General features: G+C 67.0%; 26 protein-coding genes and 1 tRNA gene. 13 read left to right on the top strand and 14 right to left on the bottom strand.

The window, feature by feature from the left end:
• Positions 1–53: 53 nt before the first annotated feature.
• Both gmk and ACREYQ_RS04365 read right to left on the bottom strand, forming a co-directional pair.
• The gene (gene gmk, locus ACREYQ_RS04370) at positions 54–716 is read right to left on the bottom strand and encodes a guanylate kinase (RefSeq protein ID WP_432259562.1); all 663 of its coding nucleotides are present in this window, start codon (positions 714–716) and stop codon (positions 54–56) included.
• 19 nt (positions 717–735) lie between these two features.
• A complete protein-coding gene (locus ACREYQ_RS04365) occupies positions 736–1,671 on the bottom strand; it encodes a YicC/YloC family endoribonuclease (protein WP_432259561.1) in 936 nt (311 codons plus the stop codon).
• Positions 1,672–1,863: 192 nt separating this feature from the next.
• On the opposite strand from ACREYQ_RS04365, the gene ACREYQ_RS04360 reads away from it, so the two are divergent.
• The 5 genes from ACREYQ_RS04360 to hemW all read left to right on the top strand — a co-directional run bounded on the left by ACREYQ_RS04360 (position 1,864) and on the right by hemW (position 6,581).
• Positions 1,864–2,916, top strand: coding sequence for a serine/threonine protein kinase (locus tag ACREYQ_RS04360; RefSeq protein WP_432259560.1), 1,053 nt, complete (start codon positions 1,864–1,866; stop codon positions 2,914–2,916).
• A 63-nt stretch (positions 2,917–2,979) separates the two neighbouring features.
• Positions 2,980–3,894 (top strand): PP2C family protein-serine/threonine phosphatase, encoded by a 915-nt coding sequence (locus ACREYQ_RS04355; RefSeq protein ID WP_432259559.1) that lies wholly within the window; start codon positions 2,980–2,982, stop codon positions 3,892–3,894.
• 96 nt (positions 3,895–3,990) lie between these two features.
• The gene (gene rph, locus ACREYQ_RS04350) at positions 3,991–4,710 is read left to right on the top strand and encodes a ribonuclease PH (protein WP_432259558.1); all 720 of its coding nucleotides are present in this window, start codon (positions 3,991–3,993) and stop codon (positions 4,708–4,710) included.
• Between the two features lie 15 nt (positions 4,711–4,725).
• Positions 4,726–5,352: an RdgB/HAM1 family non-canonical purine NTP pyrophosphatase gene (gene rdgB / locus ACREYQ_RS04345; RefSeq protein WP_432259557.1), complete on the top strand. Its 627-nt coding sequence runs from the start codon at positions 4,726–4,728 to the stop codon at positions 5,350–5,352.
• The gene (gene hemW / locus ACREYQ_RS04340) at positions 5,349–6,581 is read left to right on the top strand and encodes a radical SAM family heme chaperone HemW (RefSeq protein WP_432259556.1); all 1,233 of its coding nucleotides are present in this window, start codon (positions 5,349–5,351) and stop codon (positions 6,579–6,581) included. The genes rdgB and hemW overlap by 4 nt, the downstream gene beginning before the upstream one ends.
• Positions 6,582–6,675: 94 nt before the next feature.
• Here hemW and ACREYQ_RS04335 read toward each other — a convergent pair whose 3' ends face one another.
• Positions 6,676–7,188 carry a glycine zipper 2TM domain-containing protein gene (locus ACREYQ_RS04335; protein WP_432259555.1) on the bottom strand — a complete coding sequence of 171 codons (513 nt, stop codon included), beginning with the start codon at positions 7,186–7,188 and terminating at the stop codon, positions 6,676–6,678.
• Positions 7,189–7,416: 228 nt separating this feature from the next.
• On the opposite strand from ACREYQ_RS04335, the gene ACREYQ_RS04330 reads away from it, so the two are divergent.
• Positions 7,417–7,506, top strand: a tRNA-Ser gene (locus tag ACREYQ_RS04330).
• 116 nt (positions 7,507–7,622) lie between these two features.
• Here the strand turns inward: ACREYQ_RS04330 and ACREYQ_RS04325 are convergent.
• The 4 genes from ACREYQ_RS04325 to ACREYQ_RS04310 are packed head-to-tail and all read right to left on the bottom strand — an operon-like array spanning position 7,623 to position 11,185.
• Complete coding sequence (locus ACREYQ_RS04325; RefSeq protein ID WP_432259554.1) at positions 7,623–8,849, bottom strand: osmoprotectant ABC transporter ATP-binding protein OsmV; 1,227 nt, start codon at positions 8,847–8,849, stop codon at positions 7,623–7,625.
• Complete coding sequence (locus ACREYQ_RS04320; protein ID WP_432259553.1) at positions 8,846–9,496, bottom strand: ABC transporter permease; 651 nt, start codon at positions 9,494–9,496, stop codon at positions 8,846–8,848. The genes ACREYQ_RS04325 and ACREYQ_RS04320 overlap by 4 nt, the downstream gene beginning before the upstream one ends.
• Before the next feature lie 10 nt (positions 9,497–9,506).
• Positions 9,507–10,442, bottom strand: coding sequence for a glycine betaine ABC transporter substrate-binding protein (locus ACREYQ_RS04315; protein ID WP_432259552.1), 936 nt, complete (start codon positions 10,440–10,442; stop codon positions 9,507–9,509).
• Positions 10,443–10,468: 26 nt separating this feature from the next.
• Positions 10,469–11,185: an ABC transporter permease gene (locus ACREYQ_RS04310; RefSeq protein WP_432259551.1), complete on the bottom strand. Its 717-nt coding sequence runs from the start codon at positions 11,183–11,185 to the stop codon at positions 10,469–10,471.
• Between the two features lie 675 nt (positions 11,186–11,860).
• Here ACREYQ_RS04310 and ACREYQ_RS04305 point away from each other — a divergent pair.
• The 6 genes from ACREYQ_RS04305 (at position 11,861) to ACREYQ_RS04280 (ending at position 18,497) form a co-directional block, all read left to right on the top strand.
• On the top strand, positions 11,861–12,790 hold the full coding sequence (locus tag ACREYQ_RS04305; protein WP_432259550.1) for a pirin family protein: 930 nt from the start codon (positions 11,861–11,863) through the stop codon (positions 12,788–12,790).
• 289 nt (positions 12,791–13,079) lie between these two features.
• Positions 13,080–14,642, top strand: a complete 1,563-nt coding sequence (locus ACREYQ_RS04300) for an ABC transporter ATP-binding protein (protein ID WP_432259549.1) — start codon at positions 13,080–13,082, stop codon at positions 14,640–14,642.
• Positions 14,635–15,744 (top strand): ABC transporter permease, encoded by a 1,110-nt coding sequence (locus ACREYQ_RS04295; RefSeq protein WP_432259548.1) that lies wholly within the window; start codon positions 14,635–14,637, stop codon positions 15,742–15,744. Before ACREYQ_RS04300 ends, ACREYQ_RS04295 begins: the two co-directional genes overlap by 8 nt.
• Before the next feature lie 18 nt (positions 15,745–15,762).
• On the top strand, positions 15,763–16,683 hold the full coding sequence (locus ACREYQ_RS04290) for an ABC transporter permease (RefSeq protein ID WP_432259547.1): 921 nt from the start codon (positions 15,763–15,765) through the stop codon (positions 16,681–16,683).
• A gap of 54 nt (positions 16,684–16,737) precedes the next feature.
• Entirely contained in the window at positions 16,738–17,883 is a 1,146-nt protein-coding gene (locus tag ACREYQ_RS04285) for a BMP family ABC transporter substrate-binding protein (protein ID WP_432259546.1), read from the top strand.
• Positions 17,884–18,203: 320 nt separating this feature from the next.
• Positions 18,204–18,497 (top strand): YkvA family protein, encoded by a 294-nt coding sequence (locus ACREYQ_RS04280; protein ID WP_432259545.1) that lies wholly within the window; start codon positions 18,204–18,206, stop codon positions 18,495–18,497.
• An 83-nt stretch (positions 18,498–18,580) separates the two neighbouring features.
• Here ACREYQ_RS04280 and ACREYQ_RS04275 read toward each other — a convergent pair whose 3' ends face one another.
• The 4 genes from ACREYQ_RS04275 to ACREYQ_RS04260 form a co-directional block, all read right to left on the bottom strand.
• Positions 18,581–19,558: a quinone oxidoreductase family protein gene (locus tag ACREYQ_RS04275; RefSeq protein ID WP_432259544.1), complete on the bottom strand. Its 978-nt coding sequence runs from the start codon at positions 19,556–19,558 to the stop codon at positions 18,581–18,583.
• 39 nt (positions 19,559–19,597) lie between these two features.
• Positions 19,598–19,990 carry a methylglyoxal synthase gene (locus ACREYQ_RS04270; RefSeq protein ID WP_432259543.1) on the bottom strand — a complete coding sequence of 131 codons (393 nt, stop codon included), beginning with the start codon at positions 19,988–19,990 and terminating at the stop codon, positions 19,598–19,600.
• Between the two features lie 57 nt (positions 19,991–20,047).
• Positions 20,048–20,836 carry an SDR family oxidoreductase gene (locus tag ACREYQ_RS04265; RefSeq protein ID WP_432259542.1) on the bottom strand — a complete coding sequence of 263 codons (789 nt, stop codon included), beginning with the start codon at positions 20,834–20,836 and terminating at the stop codon, positions 20,048–20,050.
• Between the two features lie 67 nt (positions 20,837–20,903).
• Positions 20,904–21,791, bottom strand: coding sequence for a DMT family transporter (locus ACREYQ_RS04260; RefSeq protein ID WP_432260358.1), 888 nt, complete (start codon positions 21,789–21,791; stop codon positions 20,904–20,906).
• Positions 21,792–21,994: 203 nt separating this feature from the next.
• On the opposite strand from ACREYQ_RS04260, the gene ACREYQ_RS04255 reads away from it, so the two are divergent.
• On the top strand, positions 21,995–22,471 hold the full coding sequence (locus ACREYQ_RS04255; protein WP_432259541.1) for a MarR family winged helix-turn-helix transcriptional regulator: 477 nt from the start codon (positions 21,995–21,997) through the stop codon (positions 22,469–22,471).
• Positions 22,472–22,482: 11 nt separating this feature from the next.
• Here the strand turns inward: ACREYQ_RS04255 and ACREYQ_RS04250 are convergent, their stop codons facing one another.
• From ACREYQ_RS04250 to ACREYQ_RS04240, 3 genes are all read right to left on the bottom strand, one after another.
• The gene (locus ACREYQ_RS04250; protein WP_432259540.1) at positions 22,483–22,992 is read right to left on the bottom strand and encodes a hypothetical protein; all 510 of its coding nucleotides are present in this window, start codon (positions 22,990–22,992) and stop codon (positions 22,483–22,485) included.
• 16 nt (positions 22,993–23,008) lie between these two features.
• On the bottom strand, positions 23,009–23,422 hold the full coding sequence (locus tag ACREYQ_RS04245) for a hypothetical protein (protein WP_432259539.1): 414 nt from the start codon (positions 23,420–23,422) through the stop codon (positions 23,009–23,011).
• Positions 23,423–23,576: 154 nt separating this feature from the next.
• Complete coding sequence (locus tag ACREYQ_RS04240) at positions 23,577–24,683, bottom strand: porin (protein WP_432259538.1); 1,107 nt, start codon at positions 24,681–24,683, stop codon at positions 23,577–23,579.
• Between the last annotated feature and the right edge of the window lie 273 nt (positions 24,684–24,956).

Raw genomic sequence — 24,956 nt, 5'->3', positions numbered from 1 at the left:
CGGCGGGAAACGCTGGCGGCGCCCCTCGCGGCTGTCATCCGCACGGCATCCGTTCAGTGGATGCCCAGCTCGATAAACAGCTCCGCATGCCGCGCCTTCTGCGAGGAAAAGCGCAGCCGCGTGGCGCTGATCACGTTGCGCAGCTGCTCCAGCGCGTCGTCGAAGACCTCGTTGATGATGACGTAATCCGACTCCGAGGCATGGGCCATTTCACTGCCCGCGGCCAGCAGCCGGCGCACGATCACGTTGGGCTCGTCCTGGCCGCGCTTTTTCAGGCGCTCTTCCAGCGCGGTCAGCGACGGCGGCAGGATGAAGATCTCCATCGCGTTGGAAAAGCGCTGGTGCACCTGCTGCGCGCCCTGCCAGTCGATCTCCAGCAGCACGTCGTTGCCCTGCGCCATCTGCTGCTCGATCCACACGCGCGAGGTCGCGTAGTAGTTGCCGTGGACTTCGGCCCATTCCAGGAAGTCGCCGCGGTCGCGCGCGGCGCGGAACGCATCGACCGTGACGAAGTGGTACTCGCGCCCGTCCTGCTCGCCCGGACGCGGCGCGCGCGTGGTGTGCGAGATCGACAGGCGGATGGCCGGGTCCTGCGCCAGCAGCGCGTTGACCAGCGTCGATTTGCCGGCTCCCGATGGCGCCACCACCATGAACAGGTTGCCGGGGTAGACGGTATCGATGGCCGTGCGGGGAACGGTTTGAGACGTTTGGCTCATGATGGTTCTTGTAACAGTCTTACTCTAGATTCTGGACCTGCTCGCGCATCTGCTCGATCAGCAGCTTGAGCTCCATCGAGGCATCGGCCAGTTCCTTGGCGGCGGCCTTGGAACCCAGCGTGTTGGCCTCGCGGTTGAGCTCCTGCATCATGAAGTCCAGGCGCTTGCCGGCCTGGCCGCCCTTCTTCAGGATATGGCGCGTTTCGTTCAGGTGTGCCTGCAGCCGCGACAGTTCTTCCGCGATGTCGATGCGGATGCCGTAGACGGTGGCTTCCTGGCGGATGCGCTCGGCGATCTCGTCGCGGCTCATCGACGGCATGCCGCTGGGCGCGGCCAGGTTGAAGGCTTCCTGCAGGCGCTCGGTCAGCTTTTCCTGGTGATGCGCGATCAGCTGCGGGATGGCCGGGGTCAGGCGCTCGACGATGGCCAGCATGGCGTCGATGCGCTCCGCCAGCGTGGCCTTGAGCGCATCGCCTTCGCGGCGGCGCGCTTCCAGCAACTGGTCAAGCGCCTCGCGGGCGGCGCCCAGGACGGCTTCGCGCAGGGCCTCCTGTGACAGTTCCGGCTCGACCAGCACGCCCGGCCAGCGCAGGATCTCGCCCATGCGCAGGGTGCCGGCGCCGGGGAAGGTGCCGGCAACGGTGGTTTCCAGCGCGCGGATCTGGGCCAGCAGGCCGTCGTTCAGCGCCAGGGTGGCGCCGCCGGCATCGGTGCGCTGCAGGTTGATGCGGCATTCCAGCTTGCCGCGCGACAGCTCGGCCATCAGCATCTCGCGCAGGGCCGGCTCGAAGGCACGGCACTCTTCCGGGGCCCGGAACAACAGGTCGAGGAAACGCGAATTGACAGTGCGGAATTCCACCGAAACGGACGCGCTGCGCCCGCTGGGCTCGCCTTGCGCGTTGGTCAATGGCGCCTGGCGCGTCGCCAGGCCATAGCCTGTCATGCTGTGGATCATTGGATATCTCGTGAATGGCGGCGGCCCCGGGGCCGCTGGCGACCCGCAGACGCCCGCCTCGAGCGCCCCGCAACGGGATCCTGGGGGACGCTCTCAATAGGTTGAAAGGAGGGCAACAATGCCCGTATTTGTGTTCTTTACAAGTGACCGATTAGCCCGGACAATCCGGAGGCAGATCAGGTCCCTATTCCCATGACAGAGCCAAAGGGCACGACACAATTGAAGAGTGCACCGCTGCCCGTCGGCACGCTGTTGTCCAACTATCGTATTGTAAAGAAGTTGGCCAGCGGGGGGTTCAGTTTCGTCTACCTGGCCACCGACGAGACCGGCGCGCCGGTTGCCATCAAGGAATACCTGCCGTCGTCGCTGGCGCGGCGCAACCCGGGCGAACTGATCCCCGTGGTGCCCGAGGAAAACGCCGCCGCGTTCCGGCTGGGCCTGAAATACTTCTTCGAAGAGGGCCGCTCGCTGGCCCGCATCTCCCATCCCAGCGTAGTGCGCGTGGTGAACTTCTTCCGCGAGAATTCCACCGTCTACATGGTGATGAACTACGAGCTGGGCAAGACGCTGCAGGAGCACGTGCTGGCCGCCCGCCAGCAGGGCCGCGCCAAGGTGCTGCGCGAGCATTTCATCCGCAAGGTCTTCCACGACCTGATGAGCGGGCTGCGCGAAGTGCATATCCACAAGCTGCTGCACCTGGATATCAAGCCCGGCAACATCTACCTGCGCGAGGACGAATCCCCGATCCTGCTCGATTTCGGCGCGGCGCGGCAGATCCTGACCATGGAAGCGGCGCGTTTCCAGCCGATGTACACCCCCGGCTTTGCCGCGCCCGAGCTCTACGGCAAGCATTCCGACCTGGGCCCGTGGACCGACATCTACAGCCTGGGCGCGACGCTCTACGCCTGCATGGCCGGCATGCCGCCGCAGGAGGCCAACCAGCGGGAAAAGGACGACCGCATGGGCGAAGCGCTGGTGCGGCTGCGCAGCAGCTATACCAACGGCCTCGTGGACCTGGTCGAATGGTGCCTGCGGCTGACGCCGTCCGGACGCCCGCAAAGTGTATTCCGGTTGCAGAAGGAGTTGCGCGAGCAGACCAACGCCCTGGGCGAACAGGCGCTGGCGCCACCGACGCAAGCCCCGGCTCCGGCCCCGGCCCCAGCGGAAAAATCCGCGGTGACATCGCGCTTCCTGACGCTGCTGCGCCGGCGTGACGATGCCACCCCCGGCGCAAGCGTCGACTGAATCACAAAACCTGGCTACCCAGTTGCGGCCAGCCCACTGAATTACCTGAAAGCCAAAGCCAACATGCGATTCTCCGTCTACCAGGAAAGCAGGAAAGGCGGCCGCCGCGTCAACCAGGACCGCATGGGCTATTGCTTCACGCGTGACGCACTGCTGATGGTGCTGGCCGACGGCCTCGGCGGCCATGCCCACGGCGAAGTCGCCGCGCAGCAGGCACTGCAGACGCTGGCGCGCCAGTTCCAGGTGCAGGCTCGGCCCACGGTGCGCAACCCTGCCGAGTTCCTGCAGGACACCATCATGCTGGCGCACCGCGAGATCCACCGCTATGCGGAAGCCAACCAGATGGCCGACGTGCCGCGCACCACGGTGGTCTGCTGCCTGGTGCAGCACGGCCAGATCTACTGGGCCCACGCCGGCGATTCGCGCTACTACCTGCTGCGCAAGGGCCGGCTGCTGACGCGCACGCGCGACCACTCCAAGATCGAGAACCTGCTGCAGCAGGAGCGCGTGCTGCCGATGCACGTGGCCAACCACCCCGAACGCAACAAGCTCTACAACTGCCTGGGCTCGCCCAACCTGCCGCTGATCGACCTGGGCGGGCCGGTGCCGCTGGAACCGGGCGACGTAGCCCTGCTCTGTTCTGACGGCCTGTGGGGCGTGCTGGAAGAACCAGTGCTGGTCGACAAGCTGTCGCGCCTGTCGGTGGTGCAGGCCGTGCCGGCGCTGATCGATCAGGCGCTGCAGAACGCCGGCGAAGGTGCCGACAACACCACCGGCATTGCCATGATGTGGGAGCTGGACAGCAACGTCACGGGACAGGATTCGGTGCTGACCGACACCCTGCCGCTGAATGCCTTCACCACCTCGATCCTGGAGCGCCCCGGCTCCGACAGCGACCTGCTGTCCGAGGAGGAGATCGAGCGCTCGATCGCCGAAATCCGCGCCGCCATCGACAAGACCAGCAACCTGATGCGTTGATGCGCTGCCCCCGGCACCCGCCGGGGCGGCAATACAGCGCGCGCGGGCTGGCGGCGGTAGAATCGCGGTCTCCCCCCGATTCGGATAAACCATCCCATGCGACCCAGCGGCCGCGCAGCCGATGCGCTGCGTTCCATCAGCCTTACCCGCCACTACACCCGCCACGCCGAAGGCTCCGTCCTGTGTGCCTTTGGCGATACCAAGGTGCTCTGCACCGCCAGCGTGCTGGCCAAGGTGCCGCCGCACAAGAAGGGCAGCGGCGAAGGCTGGGTCACGGCCGAATACGGCATGCTGCCGCGCGCCACGCACACCCGCTCGGACCGCGAGGCCGCGCGCGGCAAGCAGACCGGGCGCACCCAGGAAATCCAGCGCCTGATCGGCCGCGCCATGCGCTCGGTGTTCGACCTGGCGGCGCTCGGCGAATACACCATCCACCTGGACTGCGACGTGCTGCAGGCCGACGGCGGCACCCGCACCGCGGCCATCACCGGCGCCTTTGTCGCCGCCCATGACGCGGTCTCGACCATGCTGCGCGACGGCCTGATCGCCGCTAGCCCGATCCGCGACCACGTTGCCGCGGTCTCGGTCGGCATGGTCGACGGCGTGCCCGTGCTGGACCTGGACTACGCCGAGGACAGCAACTGCGACACCGACATGAACGTGGTCATGACCGGCAGCGGCGGCTTTGTCGAAGTCCAGGGCACCGCCGAAGGCGCCCCCTTCAGCCGCGCCGACCTGGACGCCATGACGCGCCTGGCCGAAGCCGGTATCGCCCGCCTGGTGCGGCACCAGCGCGAAGCGCTCGGCCTGGCCTGAGGAACGGGAAGCGCGATGCAACGCCTGGTACTGGCCTCCAACAACCCCGGCAAGCTGCGCGAGTTCGGCGCACTGCTGGCCCCGCTCGGCTTTGACGTGGTGACCCAGGGCGAACTGGGCATCCCCGAGGCCGAAGAGCCCTTTGCCACCTTCGTCGAAAATGCGCTGGCCAAGGCCCGCCAGGCCAGCCGGCTGGCCGGGCTGCCCGCGCTGGCGGACGACTCCGGCATCTGCGTGCAGGCGCTGGGCGGCGCGCCCGGGGTCTATTCGGCGCGCTATGCGCAGATGGCGGGCCAGGCCAAGTCGGATGCCGCCAACAATGCGCACCTGGTCTCGCAACTGGCCGGCAAGCTGAACCGCCACGCGCACTACTACTGCGTGCTGGTGTTCGTGCGCCATGCCGAGGACCCCTGCCCGATCATCGCCGAAGGCCTCTGGCACGGCGAGGTCGTCGACGCGCCGCGCGGCGCCGGCGGCTTTGGCTACGACCCGCACTTCCTGCTGCCGCGGCTGGGCAAGACTGCCGCCGAGCTGTCGCCCGACGAGAAGAACACGGTCAGCCACCGCGCTCATGCGCTGCGCGCGCTGGTGGCACGGCTGCAGGCCGAGGCCGCCGAAGCCACCAAAGCCGCCACCCGATGATCCCGATCGTACCGGTCTCCGCGTCCGTGCCCGTGGACAGCAAGCAGCTCTGGCTCAAGCCCGGGCAGATCAGCCTGCCAGGGTCGCCGCCGCTGTCGCTGTATGTGCATATCCCGTGGTGCGTGCGCAAGTGCCCGTATTGTGATTTCAACTCGCACGCCGCGCCCGGCGCCGACAACCACGAGATCCCGGAAGACATCTACCTGGACGCGCTGCGCGCGGACCTGGAGCAGTCGCTGCCGCTGGTATGGGGCCGGCCGGTGCACACGGTATTTATCGGCGGCGGCACGCCCAGCCTGCTGTCGGCGGCCGGCATGGACCGGCTGCTGTCGGATATCCGCGCGCTGCTGCCGCTAGATGCCGATGCCGAGATCACGATGGAGGCCAACCCCGGCACCTTCGAGGCCGACAAGTTCGCCAGCTACCGCGCCAGCGGCATCGACCGGCTGTCGATCGGCATCCAGAGCTTCAACGACCGCCACCTGCAGGCGCTGGGGCGCATCCACGGCGGCGCCGAAGCCCGCAAGGCCATCGACATCGCCCAGGCCAGCTTCGACAACATCAACCTGGACCTGATGTACGCCCTGCCCGGCCAGACGCTGGACGAATGCCGGCAGGATGTGGAAAGCGCGCTGTCGTACGGCACCACGCACCTGTCGCTGTACCACCTGACGCTGGAGCCGAACACGCTGTTCGCGAAGTTCCCGCCCGCGCTGCCGGACGACGACAGCGCGTACGAGATGCAGGATTGGATCGAAGCGCGCACGGCCGAGGCGGGCTACCGGCACTACGAAACCTCGGCCTACGCCAGGCCGCATCGCGAGGCGCGCCATAACCTGAACTACTGGCGCTTCGGCGACTACCTTGGGATCGGCGCCGGCGCGCACGGCAAGCTGTCGTTCCCGCATCGGATCCTGCGCCAGATGCGGCACAAGCATCCGGCCACCTACATGGAGCAGGCGCTGGCCGGCAATGCCGTGCAGGAAGCGCGCGATGTCGGCGCCGACGAACTGCCGTTCGAGTTCATGCTCAATGCGCTGCGCCTGACCGACGGCGTACCGGCATCGAGCTTCCACGACTACACCGGGCTACCGCTGCATACCATCAGCAAGCAGCTGGCCGAAGCCGAAAAAAAGGGGCTGCTGGAAGCGGACCTGACTACCATCCGCCCGACCGAGCTGGGCCGGCGCTTTCTCAACGACCTGCAGGAAATGTTCCTGAAGGACTGACGATGCGATGGCCTGCCGTCATGGCCAGGACTGCGGCCCAAAATAAAACGGCCATGCAATGGCATGGCCGTCCCGGGTGACTACGGTCAGTGCATCAGTACGGCACCGCCATGTCGTTGGCAACGCGCGCCCGGGCCCCTACCTGCAGGCCGTTGAGGTTGGCCTGCTGAACGGTGGCCACACGCCCGTCGTCCAGCCGGACGTTGACGCGGTAGGTCGTCTGCGAATTCGTGGTGGCTCGCTTGTCGATCTGGTTGCCTGCCACGGCACCCAACACCGCGCCGCCGATGGTCGCCGCGGTCTGGCCGCGGCCGCCACCGACCTGATGGCCGAGCAGGCCGCCGGCGGCACCGCCGATCAGCGTACCCACCAGCCCGTTGCTGCTCTGCTGCTGCGACAGCGGCTCAATGGATTCCACGCGGCCAAAGTAGACCGCGCCCTGCGGCGCCTGCGAGACGTTCGGGTTCTGGTAGCCGGCATTGGGCGGCGGCGGGGCACCGTAGCCACCGTAACCGTTGTTGTAGCCGCCGGGTGCCGCGCAACCCGTAAGAACAGCGGCCGTTGCCGCGGCAACGACACCGAGCCAGCGTTTGCGATTTGCTTGCATCAAATTCTCCTCTGTTGCTTGTCGAATACCAGGCAACGCATTATGCGCTGCGCCCCCGGCACAACCCTAAGAGCCCGCCTCCGTGCACAAGGTTCCGTTGTGTCGGACAAACGCCGACAAGCCGATGCGCAGCGGGCGTCATGCAAACCCTTGTCACACCCCTGTATAATGCCGGGCTTCGCCAAGTAGAGCGTGTGCAATAATCCGCGCTACAATGCGCATTCTCCAGGAAGCGTGGCCGAGTGGTTTAAGGCAGCAGTCTTGAAAACTGCCGATGGGGTGACCCATCCGTGAGTTCGAATCTCACCGCTTCCGCCAGACAGGAAAAACGGCCCGCACCAGTCTCTGGTGCGGGCCGTTTTTATTTGCCTGGTTCGTGCAGGTCTTGCGTCAACAGACGGCCGGCCTCGGCTTCCGAAAGCTTAAGCCGGTACTTACACGCCAGCACGCGCGCCAGGCCATGTGCCGCCCCCGGCGGGCTGTGCCGCAGCTGCAAGCGGCAAGCCCAGCGGCGTGGAAGCGGAGGCGGCAAGCACCCCGGCCTGCCCGCGTGAACGGCCGGAGCTCAGGTACCCCGCGATAGATTCCTGCGTGACCTCGCCCAGGTAGGCGCCGTCAGCGCCCATCACCGGCAGCCAGCTGGTGTTGTGCTGGTACATGCGCGACAGCACGATGCGCAGGTGCTCGTCGAAGGCCGCGGTGACGGCGAACGGGCGCATCACGTCGCTGCACTGGCCCTGGCCCGAACGCGCATCGCGGCGCGTGACGTAGCCCAGCGCGACCTGGGCGTCGTCCACCACCGGCAGGTGGCGCACGTCGGCATCGTCCATTACCGCCAGCGCCTCGGCCAGCGGCATGCCGGGGCGGCAGCTCGGCGGCATGGTGGCGGCGTCGCCGGCGCGCACCAGCAGCAGGCGCTTGAGCGTGTTGTCGTGGCCGACGAAGGCCTGCACGAATTCATCGGCGGGATGCGCCAGCAGCGCGTCGGGGTGGTCGAACTGCACCAGCTTGCCGCGGCGGAACACCGCCACCTTGTCGGCCAGCTTGATGGCTTCGTCGATATCGTGCGAGACCATGATCACGGTCTTGCCGAGCTGGCGCTGCATCTGCAGGAATTCGTTCTGGATGCTCTCGCGGTTGATCGGATCGACCGCGCCGAAGGGCTCGTCCATCAGCAGCAGCGGCGCGTCGGCAGCCAGCGCGCGGATCACGCCGATGCGCTGCTGCTGGCCGCCGGACAGCTCGCGCGGGTAGCGCGTCAGCAGCCGGTTGGGGTCTAGCTGCACCATCGCCATCAGTTCGCGCGCGCGCTCGCGGCATTGCCGCTTGTCCCAGCCGAGCAGGCGCGGCACCACCATGATGTTTTCTTCGATGGTCATGTTGGGGAACAGGCCGATCTGCTGGATCACGTAGCCGATCTTGCGGCGCAGGGCCACGCCGTCAAGGCCGCGTGTATCCTCGCCCTCGATGCGCACCGTGCCCGAGGTCGGCTCGATCAGCCGGTTGATCATCTTCAGCGTGGTGGTCTTGCCGCAGCCCGAGGGGCCGAGGAAGACGCAGATCTCGCCGCGCGGCACCGTCAGCGACACGGCATCGACCGCGCGCGTTTCCGTGCCGTCTTTCTGCGCGAAGGACTTGGTGAGTTGGTCGAGTTCGATCATAGCCGGATTCCTCTTGGCGTCAGCGCCCGCTGCAGCCACTGCAGGAAGGCGTCCGCGACGATGGCAAGCAGGCTGACCAGGACCGCGCCCACGGCCAGCTTGCTCATGTTGCTCTGGCTGATCGCCTGCAGGATCAGCACCCCAAGGCCACCCGCGCCAATGATGGCGGCAATGGTGGCAACCCCGATATTCATCACCACGGCGGTACGCACCCCGCCAAGGATCACCGGCACCGCCAGCGGCAGGTCCACCAGCCGCATGCGCTGCCAGGTGGTCATGCCGATGCCGCGGCCCGCTTCCTGGATGCCGGGGTCGACATTGGCCAGCGCGGTGTAGGTATTGCGCATGATCGGCAGCAGCGAGTACAGGAACACCGCCGTCACCGCGGGCACGTAGCCCAGCGCATGGCCGAAGCGCGCGAAGACCGGGATCATCAGCCCGAACAGCGCGATCGACGGCAGCGTCAGCACGATCGTCGCCAGCGCCAGCAGCGGCGTGGCCAGCGCCCGGAAGCGCGTGATCACGATGCCCAGCGGCACCCCGACCAGGATCGCCAGCCCCACCGCCGAGCCCACCAGCGCCAGGTGCTCGCCGGTCAGCTTCAGCAGCGTGGGCCAGCTGTGTTGCAGGTAAGCGTACAGGTCCATGCCGCCCTCCTCAGATCAGTCCGTGGCCGCGCAGGAAATCCTCCGCCACCTGGTCCACCGGCTGCTGGCCGATGTCCACCTTGTAGTTCATCTCGGTCATGCTCTCGTTGTCGAGCGTGGCCGCGAGCGCGTTGAGCAACTGCGCGAGTTCCGGATGCTGGTCCAGCACCGCCTTGCGCACCACCGGCACCGCGTTGTACGGCGGGAAGAAGTGCTGGTCGTCTTCCAGCAGCACCAGGTCGAAGCCCTTGACGCGGCCGTCGGTCGCGTAGACCAGGCCCAGTTCCACCTGGTTGTTCTTCAGCGCCGTGTAGACCAGCCCCGGGTCGAGCTGGATCACGTCGCGGCGCGAGAACGGCAGCTTGTACAGCGCCTTGAGCGGCTCCAGGCCGTCCGGGCGCGCCGCGAACTCCATGTCGACGGCGAATGGATGGCCAACCTCGGGGCCGGCGCGGCGCATCTGCCCGGCAAAGGCCGACAGCGTGGTCGCGCCGCTGGCCGCCGCGCGCTCCCTGGGCATGGCCAGCGCGTAGGTATTGTTGATGCCCGAGGCGTCCAGCCACACCAGCCCGCGCGCGCCATCCATCCGCCTGACGCGCTCGTAGCTCTCTTTGGCGTCGAGTTTCTCTTCGACCTTGTTGAACACGATCAGCGCGGTGCCGGTGTAGTCCCACACCACGTCGAGCTGGTTGCTCTCCATCGCCTGGCGCATCAGCGTGCTGCCCAGGCCGGCGGTAAGCTCGGTGGTGAAGCCCTTGGCGCGCAGGTACTTCGAAGTCATCGACGACAGCAGCAGCTGCTCGGTGAAATTCTTGCCGCCCACGCGGATCGGCGCGTCCCTGGCATGCGCGTCAGGTGCAGTGGCCAGCGCCAGGCCCGCCGCAAGGGCGGTGACCGCCGCCACGACGATGGCGACGCGCCGGGCACGGCGGCGGATGAATTCCATTGGGTCTTTCATATTGGCCCCCAGGGTCAGCGCGCCAGGCCGCGGCGGCGCAGGTACAGCTGGCCGGCCGCGGCAAAGAGCGCGTCCAGTGCCAGCGCCAGCAGCGCCGTGGCGGCAGCACCCAGCAGCAGCAGCGGCTGGTTGTTCAGGTAGATGCCCGGGAAGATCAGCTCGCCCAGGCTGTTGGCGCCGATCAGGAACGACAGCGGCACCGTGCCCACATTGATGACCAGCGCGATGCGGATGCCGGCCAGCATCACCGGCAGCGCATTGGGCAGTTCCACGCGCACCAGGCGCTGCACCGGCGTCATGCCGATGCCGCGCGCCGCTTCCAGCAGCGTGGGCGAGACACTGCGCAGGCCCTCATAGGTATTGCGCACGATCGGCAGCAGCGAGGCCAGCCACAGCGCCAGGATGGCGGGCCGCTCGCCGATGCCGAGCACGGCCAGGGCCAGCGCCAGCACCGCCAGCGACGGCACGGTATTGCCCACGTTGAAGACCTGCATCAGCCGGTCGGCCCAGCGGCGCATGCACGGGCGGCTCAGCGCGATGCCGGCGGGAATACCGGTGGCCAGCGCCAGGGTCATCGACAGCACCACCAGGCGCAGGTGGTCGGCCACGTCGTAGAGCAGCCGCTCCTGGTACTGGCGGATCACATCGACGCCGATCCACGCCACCAGGGCGGCCAGCGCAGCAAGCGTCAGTCCTGCCCAGGCGAAGGCCCGTGCCGGTTGCTTTGACATAGTCTCCCCTTTTCCCGACCCGAAAAGCGCGTAGAACGCCACTTTTCGACGATGGAAAACAAGATGGGCTGGTGCGTGCGGAGATGGGGCGCCACCAGGCCCGGTTCAGATTGCATTGCCGCCATGACCGGCACGATTGCCGGCGGACGGTCTGTGGATTCCTCCGCCGTGGGCGGGGAGTCCGATTGACGGGATGCCGGGTTGAACGGCAGTCCCTGAAGCGGCGCAACCGGCGGCGCAAGCATCGTTGCGATCGGTTGGCCAGTGGCAGCGCAAGTATTGAAATTTTCCGACGCGCCGCCGGTCCATCGGCCGTTGACTGACAAGGGCTGGCGAGGTATTTCCCACGCCACATCTCGCATCAACGGATGACAAAGAGAGCGCTATTATAGCGATCTTCATCGATTTTGTCATCTTCGCGGTTTCCGGCGCCGATCCTGGGCGAATTCGGGGACATCTTGCGGCATGTTCCGCGAGCACGATTCACCATCCAAAGTCGCCGTGATCGTTCCGGAATCATCATCACAAACCACCAACTCGGTACGCCAGCGGAACAATCTGTTGCCTTGGGACCCTCTACTCTTTCCGCGCCAAACCACTAAATTGACAAGGTAGCTGAAACGACGGGAACCGCCCGGCCATCGCCGCGCCGGACCCGCCTCACAGGAGAAAGACATGGACATCCGAACCACCTTCGCCACCGTTCCCGCCACTGCCACGGAGACCGTGCAACGGTCGCGCACCGTGGACCGCGTCGTGCGGGGCATCGCCACTTCTGACGGCGCCGGCGTCAAGCTGACCCGCGTGCTGACGCAGAACCTGCAGCGCCGGCTGGACCCGTTCCTGATGCTCGATGCCTTCGGCACCGACAGCAAGGACGACTATATCGGCGGCTTCCCCGATCACCCGCACCGCGGCTTCGAGACCATCACCTACATGCTGGCCGGGCGCATGCGCCATCGCGACAGCGCCGGCAACGAGGGCCTGCTGCAGAACGGCGGCGCGCAGTGGATGGTGGCGGGCGCCGGCGTGATCCACTCGGAAATGCCCGAGCAGGAAGACGGCCGCATGGAAGGCTTCCAGCTGTGGCTGAACCTGCCTGCCGCGGACAAGATGACCGCGCCGTGGTACCGCGACCTGCCTGCCGCCGAGATCCCGGCGGTGGCGCTGGACCATGGCGGCACGGTGCGCGTGCTGGCCGGCGCCACGCATGGCGTGGCCGGTGCGATCACGCGCCCGGTGACCGAGCCGGTCTACCTGGACGTGCACCTGCCGGCCGGCCAGACCTTTGCGCAGGCGCTGCCGGCCGGGCACAACGCGTTCCTCTACGTGTACCGGGGCGAGGTCTCGGTCGGCAGCGGCGACGAGCGCACCGTGCTCGAGGCCCAGCGCATGGGCGTGCTGGACAACGCCGGCCAGTCTGACGGCGTCATCGTCAAGGCCGAGGCCGACGCGCGCTTCCTGCTGATTGCCGGCCAGCCGCTGAACGAGCCGATCGCGCAGTACGGGCCGTTCGTGATGAACACGCAGGAGCAGATCTACCAGACGCTGGCGGACTTCCGCGACGGGCGCTTCGCCACCACTGCCGCCGCGACCGGCGCCTGACCCCTGCCGCCGTTCCAGTGCCAGCCGCTGGCTCCGCAAGGAGCCGGCGGCTTTTTTTCGTGCTGTGGCCGGCACGCGACTTGCAACCTCCCATAAACCGTTGCAGGGACTGGAAAGTCGCCGGATTCGGCCCGTCCGGCCCCCTGGCACTTATATAATTCACCACAAATATCGGGCATCACCAGATCATGATGAATGCTGCAATGCGTCGCGGCGATGCTGCGCCACGCACTGCCGCGCTTTTGATGCATCCCACGTTGCTGCCACTACAACAACCCGAGCCGCCTCAGTGACATCACAACTCCCTCCAAGGCTGGCGCTGGCCCATATCAGCAAGCGCTACCCGGGCGTCGTCGCCAATGACGACGTCAGCCTCAGCGTCGCGCCCGGCGAGATCCATGCCGTGCTGGGCGAAAACGGCGCAGGCAAGTCCACCCTGATGAAGATCATCTTTGGCGCGGTCCGTCCGGATGCCGGCGAGATGCACTTCAACGGGGAGCCGGTCGCCATCAACAGCCCGCACGATGCCCGCAACCTGGGCATCGCCATGGTGTTCCAGCATTTCTCGCTGTTCGACACGCTGACCGTGACTGAGAACATCGCACTCGGCCTGCCCGCCGGACAGCAAGGCAACATGAAGCAGCTGGCCGAGCGCATCCGCGCCACCGCCGAGCGCTACGGCCTGCCGCTGGAGCCGAACCGCCATGTGCATACGCTGTCGGTCGGCGAGCGCCAGCGCGTGGAGATCGTGCGCGCGCTGCTGGCCGGTCCGCAACTGCTGATCCTGGACGAACCCACCTCGGTGCTGACGCCGCAAGCGGTGGAAACGCTCTTCGTCACGCTGCGCCAGCTCGCGGCCGAAGGCACCAGCATCCTCTACATCAGCCACAAGCTCGACGAGATCCGCGCGCTGTGCCATCACGCGACCGTGATGCGCATGGGCAAGGTCACCGGCGTCTGCGATCCGCGCCAGGAAACCGCGGCGTCGCTGTCGCGGCTGATGATCGGCGGCGAGCCGCCGCGCGAAGCGCGCGTGGCCGCCGAGCGTGGCCCGGTACGGCTCAGCGTGCAGAATCTGTCGCTGCCGCGCGCGCATGCGTTCGCGACCGAGCTGAACCGGATTTCGCTCGATGTCCATGCCGGCGAGATCGTCGGCATCGCCGGCGTGTCGGGCAACGGGCAGCAGGAACTGCTCGCCGCGCTGTCCGGCGAGGACACGCGCGCGGACCACATGTCCGTACAGCTTGGCGGCAAGCCGGTCGGCCGGCTCGATGCGCGCCAGCGCCGCCGCGCGGGCCTGGCCTTCGTGCCGGAAGAGCGCCTGGGCCGCGGCGCGGTGCCGGGCATGAGTCTGGCCACCAATATCCTGTTGTCGCACCAGACGCCGCCCTATGTGCGGCAAGGCATGATCTCGCCCAAAGCCGCCACCGGGCTGGCCACGGCGGTGATCAACCGCTTCCGCGTCAAGGCCAGCGGGCCGGACGCGCTGGCGCGCAGCCTGTCGGGCGGCAACCTGCAGAAATTCATTGTCGGCCGCGAGATCGAAAGCGGCCCGAAGGTACTGATCGTGGCGCAACCGACCTGGGGCGTGGACGTGGGCGCCGCGGCGCAGATCCACAACGAGATCCTGGCACTGAAGGCCACCGGCTGCGCCATCCTGGTGGTGTCGGAAGAACTCGATGAGCTGTTCGCGATCTGCGACCGGCTGCACGTGATCGCCAAGGGCCGGCTGTCGCCGTCGGTGCCAACCGAGACCGCCACGCGCGAGCAGGTCGGCCTTTGGATGAGCGGACTGTGGGAAGGCGGGCCTGCCCAGGCGCATGCTGGCGCGGAGGTGGCAAGCCATGGCTGATGTGCGACACCTGCTGCCCCGCTCCCCCCTCTCCCTGGCGCCGCGCGGCGTGCCCTCGCGCGCCATGGCCTATGCCTCGCCGGTGATCGCGCTGGCGCTGACGCTCCTGTTCGGCGCGCTGCTGTTCCTGGTGCTCGGCAAGGACCCGGTGGCCGCGCTCAAGGTCTTCCTGGCCGATCCGCTGCGCGACAAGCGCGCCATTGGCGAGGTACTGCTCAAGACCGTGCCGCTGGTGCTGTGCGCGCTCGGCCTGTCGGTGTGCTATCGCGCCAACGTGTGGAATATCGGCGCCGACGGGCAGCTGATTGCCGGCGGCATCTGCGCGGGCGCCACGGTTCTTTACTTCGACGTGCCGGGCCAGGCCGTGAACGGCACCGTGGTGCTGGTGCTGGCCTCGCTGGCCGGCATGGTCGGCGGCATGCTGTGGGCCTCGCTCACGGCGGTGCTCAAGGACCGGTTCAACGCCAATGAGATCCTGGTCTCGCTGATGCTCACCTATATCGCGCAGCAGTTGCTGCTGTGGGTGGTCAACGGGCCGCTGAAGGATCCCAACGGCATGAACTTCCCGCAATCGAAGGTGTTCTCGTCCGAGTACCTGCTGCCCAACCTGATGTCGGGCTCGCGCCTGCATGCCGGCTTTGTCGTGATGCTGGTGCTGGTGGCGGTGATGACCGTGTTCGTGTTCCGCAGCTTCGCGGGCTATCGGCTGCAGGTGGGCGGCACCGCACCGGCGGCGGCGCGCTACGCCGGCTTCTCGGCGCGCAGCGCGCTGTGGAGCGCGCTGCTGATCTCGGGCGCCACCGCGGGCCTGGCCGGCGCGTTCGAAGTGACCGGGCCAATCGGCCAGCTGCTGCCGTCGATCTCGCCGGGCTATGGCTTCACCGCCATCATCGTCGCCTTTATCGGCCGGCTGCATCCGCTCGGCACCGTCTTCGGCGGCATCATGATGTCGCTGTTCTATATCGGCGGCGAGATGGCGCAATCGCGCCTGGGCCTGCCGTCGGCCATTGGCTGGGTGTTCCAGGGCATGCTGCTGTTCTTCCTGCTGGCCTGCGACACGCTGATCGAAAACCGCCTGCGCTGGCGCGCCACCACGGCCTGAGCGGAGCAACAGAACAATATGGAACAACTCGCTCCACTCATCGCCACCGCCATCAACGCCGGCACGCCGCTGCTGCTGGCCGCGCTGGGCCTGCTGATCAACGAACGCTCGGGCGTGCTCAACCTGGGCGCCGAAGGCATGATGCTGGTGGCCGCGGTGGCCGGCTTCATGGTCGGCTACCAGACCCAGTCGCCGCTGCTCGGCTTTGCCGCCGGCGCGCTCGCCGGCATGCTGATGGCCACGCTGTTCTCGTGGCTGGCGCTGGTGCTGGCCACCAACCAGGTCGCCACCGGCCTGGCGCTGTCGATCTTCGGCACCGGCCTGTCGGCCTTCATGGGCCAGCGCTTTGTCGGCTTCGCCATGCCGGCGCAGGCCAAGGCCGTGCCCGGCCTGGCCGACCTGCCCTTCGTCGGCCCGGCCTTCTTCCAGCATCACTGGATGGTGTATTTCAGCCTGCTGCTGTGCCTTGCCATCATGTGGTTCCTGTTCCGCACGCGCGCGGGGCTGACACTGCGCGCGATCGGCGAATCGCCGGAATCGGCGCACGCGCTGGGCTACCCGGTGCGCACCATTCGCTTTGCCGCGCTGCTGTTCGGCGGCGCCTGCTGCGGGCTGGCCGGCGCCTACCTGTCGCTGGTGTACACGCCGATGTGGGTCGAGAACCTGGTCGCCGGACGCGGCTGGATCGCGCTGGCGCTGACCACCTTCGCCACCTGGCGCCCGGGCCGCGTGCTGGTGGGCGCGTGGCTGTTCGGCGGCGTGACCATCCTGCAGTTCTACCTGCAGGGCATTGGCGTGTCGGTGCCGTCGCAGTTCCTGTCGATGCTGCCGTACGCGGCCACCATCGTGGTGCTGGCGCTGATCTCGCGCAACCCGGCCTGGATTCGCCTGAACATGCCGGCCTCGCTGGGCAAGCCTTTCCGCCCGGGCAATGCCTGATCGTTTTTCTGACGGAAATCCCTGAGCTACCAACAATTCACACAAGGAGAAATCATGATCGTCACGCGCAGGAAGACCCTGGCGGCACTTGCCGCCACCGCGTTGCTGGCCCTGGCCGGCTGCGGCAAGAAGGAAGCCGAGAAGCCTGCCGAGACCGCGGCCCCGGCTTCCGCACCCGCTGCCGAGCAGAAGGCCGAACCGCTCAAGGTCGCCTTCGTCTATATCGGGCCGGTGGGCGATGCCGGCTGGACCTACGCGCACGACGCCGGCCGCAAGGCCGTGGAAGCGAAGTTCGGCGACAAGGTCAAGACCACCTTCGTCGAGAACGTGCCCGAATCCGCCGCTGACGCCGAGCGCGTGTTCCGCGACCTGGCCAGCCAGGGCAACAAGCTGATCTTCGGCACCACCTTCGGCTACATGGAGTCGATGCTCAAGGTCGCCAAGGAATTCCCGGACGTGAAGTTCGAACACGCCACCGGCTTCAAGACCGCCGAGAACCTGGCCCAGTACGACGTGCGCACCTATGAAGGCGCCTACCTGGCCGGCGTGGTGGCCGGCAAGATGAGCAAGACCGGCAAGATGGGCGTGGTGGCATCGGTGCCCATTCCCGAGGTGATCCGCAATATCGACTCGTTCACGCTGGGCGCGCGCAGCGTCAACCCCAAGGCCACGGTCAAGGTGGTGTGGGTCAACAAGTGGTTCGATCCGGGCAAGGAGCGCGAAGCCGCCACCACGCTGATCGGCCAGGGCGTTGACATGCTGATGCAGAACACCGACTCCGCCGCCGTGGTGCAGACCGCGCAGGAAAAGGGTGTGTACGCCTTCGGCTGGGACAGCAATATGAGCAAGTTCGGCGAGAAGGCCCACCTGGCCGCCTCGGAAATCTCGTGGGGCGTCTACTACAACAAGGTGGTCGAAGACGTGCTCAACAAGCAGTGGAAGAACAACACCACGTGGTGGGGCCTGAAGGAAGGCATGATCGACCTGAAGGACTTCAACCCCGTCGTATCTGAGGATGCGAAGAAGCTGGTCGAGGAGCGGCGCAAGGGCGTGATCGACGGCACCGCCCCGATCTGGAAGGGTCCGATCAAGGACAACACGGGCAAGGAGCAGCTCGCCAAGGATCAGGTTGCCGACGATGGCTTCCTGCACGGCATCAAGTTCTACGTCGAAGGCGTGGAAGGGAAGATCCCGGGCTGATCGCCGGTGCTCCAAAGCCGCCCGGGCTAGCCTAAGCAAGGTGTTCTCCCTCTCCCCTCATGGGGAGAGGGCCGGGGTGAGGGGTGGTTTAGCTAGGAGCCACGTCAAGCGGGGCCAACGGTTTGCGCCCACAGGCCTCAGCCTTGGACGCCCCCGCCCTCACCCCCTGCCCCTCTCCCGCGCGCGGGAGAGGGGAGCAAACCAGCTGCGTGAGAGCCGTCTTAGGCATATCCACCTCCGGAACTTGAAGCCGTCTCAAACGGCCCAAGCTATCTGTGCACGCGCCAGTAACCGGCGCCGCAATGTGAAGGAGGCCTCTCATGTGGAAGCGATTTTCGGCCCTGTTGACGCTGGTGCGCCGCGACGGCCGTCTGTTCTGGTATGCGCTGCGCCATCCGGACGCGCCGGCCTGGCTCAAGCCCGCCGCTATCGGGCTGCTGCTCTATGCGATCTCGCCGATCGACCTGATCCCCGACTTCATCGCCGGCCTTGGCATCGTGGACGACGTGGTCCTGATTCCGCTGGCCGTGCACCTGATCCTCAAACGCCTGCCGCCTCACATCCTGCGCCAGGCCGAAGCGCGGGCCACGGCCGCCACGGTCAGGCCGCGCTGATCACGCCGGTTTGAAAAACACAAAGCCCCCGGGGCAGCCAGGCTGCCCCGGGGGCTTTGCATTGCAGCGCAGCGGCGGCTGCGTCAGTTCGGCAGCAGGATGGTCGAGCCTGTGGTCTTGCGCGACTCCAGGTCGCGATGCGCCTGCGCCACCTCCGACAGCGCGTAGCGCTGGCGGATGTCGATCTTCACCTTGCCGGTGGCCACGGCGTCGAACAGGTCGGCCACCATGGGCTCCAGCAGTTCGCGATGCACCACGTAGGTCATCAGCGTCGGGCGCGTCAGGCGCAGCGAGCCCTTGTTGCCCAGCACCGACAGATCGAACGGCGGCACCGGGCCCGAGGCATTGCCGAAGCTGACCATGGTGCCGCGCGGCGCCAGGCAGTCGAGCGAGCCCTCGAATGTGTCCTTGCCGATCGAGTCATAGACCGCCGGCACGCCCTTGCCGTTGGTGATTTCCTTGACGCGGTCCACAAACGACTCGCGCGTGTAGACGATGGTGTGGGCGCAGCCGTTGGCGCGCGCCAGTTCGGCCTTCTCGTCGCTGCCGACGGTGCCGATCACGGTCACGCCCAGCGCCTTGAGCCACTGGCTGGCAATCAGGCCGACACCGCCCGCCGCCGCATGCAGAAGCACCGTGTCGCCCGGCTGCACCTTGTAGCTGTCGCGGATCAGGTACTGAGCGGTCAGGCCTTGCAGCATCATCGCCGCGGCGGTGTCGAACGGGATCGCGTCGGGCAGGCACACCACAATGTCGGCCGGCATCACCCGCACCTGCGCATAGGCGCCGTTGGGGCGGCCGGCGTAGGCCACGCGGTCGCCCACGGCGACGTGGCGCACGCCCTCGCCCACAGCCTCGACCACGCCGGCACCTTCCATGCCCAGCCCGGCCGGCAGCGGCTGCTTGTACAGGCCGGTGCGGAAATAAACGTCGATGTAGTTCAGGCCCACCGCTTCATGGCGCACGCGCACTTCGCCAGGGCCGGGTTCGCCCACTTCGACATCGACCCACTGCATGACTTCGGGACCGCCGGTCTGTTCGATCCGGATGGCTTTGCTCATCTGTGTCGCTCCTCGTGATGGTGCTGCATCGATGGGAATTCAGTTGCCGGCTTCGGCCTCGCGCGTCAGCCCGGCGATCAGCAGCTCGGCAGTGGCAACGTTGGTGGCGCATGGCACGTTGTGCACGTCGCAGGCGCGCACCAGCGCGTTGATATCGGGTTCGTGCGGCTGCGGCGTCATCGGGTCGCGCAGGAACACCACGGCGCGCACCTCGCCTACGGCCAGCTGCGCGCCGATCTGCAGGTCGCCGCCCCACGGCCCGGACAGCATCCGCGTCACCTCCAGCCCGACCTCGTCGATCAGGCGCCCGCCGGTGGTGCCGGTGGCCAGCAGCTCGCACTGCGAGAGGAAGGCGCGGTGGCGCGTGGCGAAGGCGACGATATCGTCCTTCTTGTGGTCATGGGCGATCAGCGCGATGCGGGGGCGAGTCATCAGGGATTCCTTGTTGCGGGGTCAGTGAACGTCAGGAAACAAGAGCAGGCAGGGGGATCAGAAGGTGCCCGGGTAGGCGCCGCCGTCGAGCAGGATGTTCTGCCCGGTGATATAGCCCGCGTGGCGGCTGCACAGGAAGGCGCAGGTGGCGCCGAACTCGGCCGGCTCGCCGAAGCGGCGCGTCGGATTCGCCGCGGCGCGGCGCTGCGCCACCTCATCGACGGTCAGGCCAGCTTTTTTGGCGCCGCCTTCCATGGTCTTGAGGAGGCGGTCGGTATTGAACGGGCCCGGCAGCAGGTTGTTGATGGTCACGCCGTGTTGCGCCACTTCGCGCGCCACGCCGGCGACAAAGCCGGTCAGGCCCGAGCGCGCGCCGTTGGACAGGCCCAGCACGTCGATCGGCGCCTTGACCGCGCCGCTGGTGATATTAATGATGCGGCCCCATTTGCGCGCGATCATGCCGTCGACGGTGGCCTTGATCAGCTCGATCGGGGTCAGCATGTTGGCGTCCAGCGCCGCCAGCCAGTCGCTGCGCTCCCAGTCGCGGAAGTTGCCCGGCGGCGGGCCGCCGGCATTGTTCACCAGGATGTCGAGGTCGCCCAGCTTGGCCACCGCATCCAGCGCCGCCTTGCGGCCGTCCGGCGTGGTGATGTCGGTCGCCACCGCGATCACGCGGCGGCCATGGCGCGCGCGCAGGCCGGCGGCGGCCTTCTCCAGCGCCTCGGCGCCGCGCGCCACGATCACCACGTCAACGCCTTCGGCCGCCAGCGCATCGGCGCAGGCAAAGCCCAGGCCCTTGCTGGCGCCGCATACCAGCGCATGCTTGCCGCGCAGTCCCAGATCCATGTCTTTCTCCTTTGTCTGTTGTCTTTGGCGGGCCGTGCCTCTTGTCTTGCGCGGGGCCGGCCCGGAATCACGTTTTTCTTGCCGACAGCAAATACATGCCGCCCAGCACCAGCGCACTGCCGGCCAGCTGCACGCCGCTGACGGGCTCGCCCAGCAGCCAGAAACCCAGGAGCAGCGTCGACACCGGCCCGATCATGCCCGCCTGCGACGCCATCGGCGCGCCGATGCGCGACACCGCCACCATCGTCATCGACACCGGCAGCACGGTGCAGAACACCGCATTGATGAGTGACAGCCACATCACCGGCGCCGGCTGCGCCAGTTCCGCCACCGGCCGGCCCAGCACCAGGTACTGGATCACGCAGCAGGCAGTCGAGACGCACATGGCATACGCCACCAGCCGCAGCGAGCCGATGCGCCGCACCAGCTCGCCGCTCAGGATCAGGTAGATACCATAAGTCATGGCACTGGCCAGCACCAGCGCGCCGCCCAGCCACACCTGGCTGCCGCTGATATCCAGGTCATGCGCGAACACCAGCACGATGCCCGCATAGGCCAGCAGCAGCGACACCCACTGGCGCGTGCCGATCGGGCGGCGGAACACCAGTGCGGTGGCCAGCAGCACGAACGACGGCGTCAGGAACAGGATCAGCCGCTCCAGCCCGGCAGTGATGTATTGCAGCCCGATGAAATCCAGGAAGCTCGACAGGTAGTAGCCGATAAAGCCGAGAAACACGACGCGGCCGCGGTCCGCCCATGACAGCGGCGCCAGCCGGCGCGACTGCCACCAGCCGATTGCCATGAACAGCGGCACCGCGAACAGCATGCGCAGCGTGATCACCATCACGGCATCGACGTTGTAGCGGTACATCAGCTTGGCGACAATCGCCTTGGCGGAGAACAGCACCGCACCGACGGCGGCGATGACAAGGCCCGAGCGCTGCGGCGACGGCAGCGCGGCAGGCGCGGCGAGAGACTTCTGGGAGGCGGTCACGGAGAATACGGGGATAGCGGACCGGCAAGGCGGCCCCGCAAAACGACCCGACGATTGTATTCGAAAAGACGCAACCGCATCGGGCGTCACTCCAGCGGCCTCCGCCACCTTCGCGCTACCTTCCTCGGTATACTCCAAGTCACCTTACCCAATGCACCAAGTTCGTGCCCCAGCCCTCCGACACGCCTCCCGGCAAGACCGCCGCCGACTACGATTTCACCGAGCAGGTGGGCCATCTGCTGCGGCGCGCCTACCAGCGCCATGTGGCGATCTTCCAGCAGACCATCCCGGATTCGCAGCTGACCGCGGCGCAGTTCGTGGTGCTGTGCGCGGTCAGGGACCGGCAACCGTGTTCGATGAACGAGGTAGTGCGCGCCACCGCGATCGACCAGGCGACGGTGCGGGGCATTATCGACCGCCTGAAATCGCGCGAACTGATCGCGGTGTCACACGATCCCAACGACCGGCGCAAGGTGGTGGTGACGGTCACGCCCGCCGGGCTGGCATTGATCGATCAGACCGTGCCGTTCGCGAAGGAGATCTCGGAGCAGACCTTCGGCAGCCTGAATCCGGCCGAGCGCGTGGCAGTGACCTACCTGCTGCGCAAGATGAGTGAGATCGACGAGGGGAACGGCGTCTAGCCGTGCCGCGCTCAGGGCGAGTATCCCGGCGGTGCCGGCGGCGGGTAGTGAGGCTGATAGTTGGCGGGCGGCGTCCTGGGCGGCGCCATCATCTGTCCATAGAACGGCACCCGGTGCCCGCTGGCGTACATGCATTGGATGTAGGCCGCGTCGTACCGGCGCTGCGTGCTGTATCCCGAGTAGTAGGAATTGCTGGCGCCGACCGCCGAGCCGGTCACCAGGCCTGCCCCGGCGCCCGCGGCCGCACCGGAACCGCCGTTGATGGCCGCCCCGGCCGCCGCACCCAGCGCCGTGCCGACCGCCGCGCTGCCCACCGCTGCAGTGTTGGCGGCTTGCTGTGAACTCACACCGCCGACCTGGCCCAGCGCAAACTGGCGACAGTTGTAGTCATCGCCACGAAACTGGTCGAACGTCTTGTTCCTGCCCGGGAGCACCATCACGCTTGGCCCCGATGGCATCGTCGTGCAGGCACCCAGACCGAGCGTGACCGCAAGCAGGAGCGAAAGGGAACACGGCTTCATCGCAGGACCTCCCGCACTACGGCGGCGGCGGCTGGGCCGGCTCCGGCTGCCAGCCGCCCGGACAGTTCTCGATGTATGGGTAATAGCCGCCAGGGCGGTCGCAGCGGTACCACCATGCGTTCCCGTCCGACGCATCACCCTGCTCGATGTATTGCGCCTCGGGTGCGTAGTACCCGGTGTAGTCATTCGGGTAGGGCCAGTAGCCGTACGGATACCCCCACCAGCCCAGGCCGCCGCCAACCACGACAGCCACGCGCGAGCGTCCATGGTGGAACCCGTGGTGGTGAGAGCCGTCGTGGTGAAAGCCGCCGCCAGCACGCATGCCGCCACCGCCACCACCGCGTCCGGCGGCCAGCGCCGGACCGCTGGCGGCCATTGCCGCCCCTGCCACCAATGCCAGAACGATCTGGCAAAGCCTGTGCCCGTTCATGATGTGTTGCCCGCGTTGCAGCCTGCCGCAGGAAGGGTCACTGCGGACCCTTGCCGGACTTTCGTTGCCATCATTGTGTAAACGAACGGACGCCCTGCTTTATTCCCTGTGATACGCGTGCTACGCAAGCTGGTGCTAATGCACTCGTCTCAATTTAAAACTTGTGACGGATGCCAACCACAGCGCCGAACTGATTCTCCGAGCCGCTGACGGTGCCGAAGCCGCTGCCCTGGATCGCGCCGGCGCCGCCCGCGGTCAGGCCCAGGGTCGAACCATCCTTGTTCTTGGTGTAACCGAGGTTCAGGTAGGCATCAGTGCGCTTGGACAGGGTGTAGTCAGCAGATGCCACGAAACTCCATGGATCAGCCCTGGTACCGCGGAAATCCTGGTAATAGGCAGCACCTGTCAACGAGAGCACCGCCGTCAGCTGATAGCCCAGACCCAGCCAGTACAGGTTCGAAACGTTGTTAGCCCCGAGGTTTCCCGGCAGCGTGGCGCCGCCGAGTGCCTGGGCCCAGCGATAACCAGCGTATGTCTTGGCGGGGCCGAGGGCAAATGAACCAGCCAGGCTGGCGCGGCGTATCCTCGCATCCGTCAGCGGCCCCGCCGCGGCCACGCCAAGGTTGGTTTCGTCGTAGATACCGCCAACGCTGAACGAGCCAGCAGCGTAGGTCAGGCCGGTGCTGTACTCGCGCCCAATCCTGGCGCTGCCCGGCACTTCGCCCAAAGAGCCGGCGCCGGTGTTTGAGCCGAAGCTGTACAGGGCACTGACGGTCACGCCGCTGAAGGCGCCTACATACTTGACAGAGTTGTCGGCACGGCTGGTGAAACCCGCGTCCTGGCCGATGATTGAGTAGTTCGTGGAGATGGCCATCGGGTCGAACCGCAACCCGAAATCATAGAAGGGAGTCTGATGGCGCCCCAGGGTCAGGGCGCCCCAGTTGCCTTGCAGCCCGACGAAGGCCTGGCGGCCGAACAGGCGGCCCGATTGCGCTGATTTGCCATCATCAATGGTGAAACCGCCTTCCAGCACGAAGGTTGCCTTCAGGCCACCGCCAAGTTCTTCCGTGCCGCGCAGGCCCCAGCGGTTGCCGGACATGTTGCCGGCACTCAGGCGGGTGACGCTGTGGCCGCCGCCGGGCTGGTTGTTCTGGTATTCGATACCGGCATCAACGATGCCGTACAGCGCCACGCCCGACTGGGCAGATACCCCCCCAGCGACGAAGGCTGCGACAGCGCCGGCAAACCATGTCGTCTTCATATCGGCCGTTTCCTTATCAACTGGTCGTCGACACGGGCGAGCACCGTCAAGGTACGGCGATGTCCGCGACGCGTAGGTGCGTCCTCGTGGCCGGCGAGGCGGTTACGACAGCGGGCATATGGCTATCGCCCACACCGCTCGGCAAGGGTCATGCCCCGCGGATGGTCGCGCCATCCACATTGATGAAGACTATCCCCCAGAACCACAATAATGCATCGACGAGCACTTGGAAAGTCGCCCTTATGGGCTAGATCAGAGAGACGAGGCAGCGCA

Origin of the sequence: Cupriavidus sp. TMH.W2 (assembly GCF_050847365.1) — a bacterium.
GTDB lineage: Bacteria > Pseudomonadota > Gammaproteobacteria > Burkholderiales > Burkholderiaceae > Cupriavidus.
Note: the sequence above shows the minus strand (reverse complement) of the source record. Positions and strands in the feature narration are given on the sequence as shown.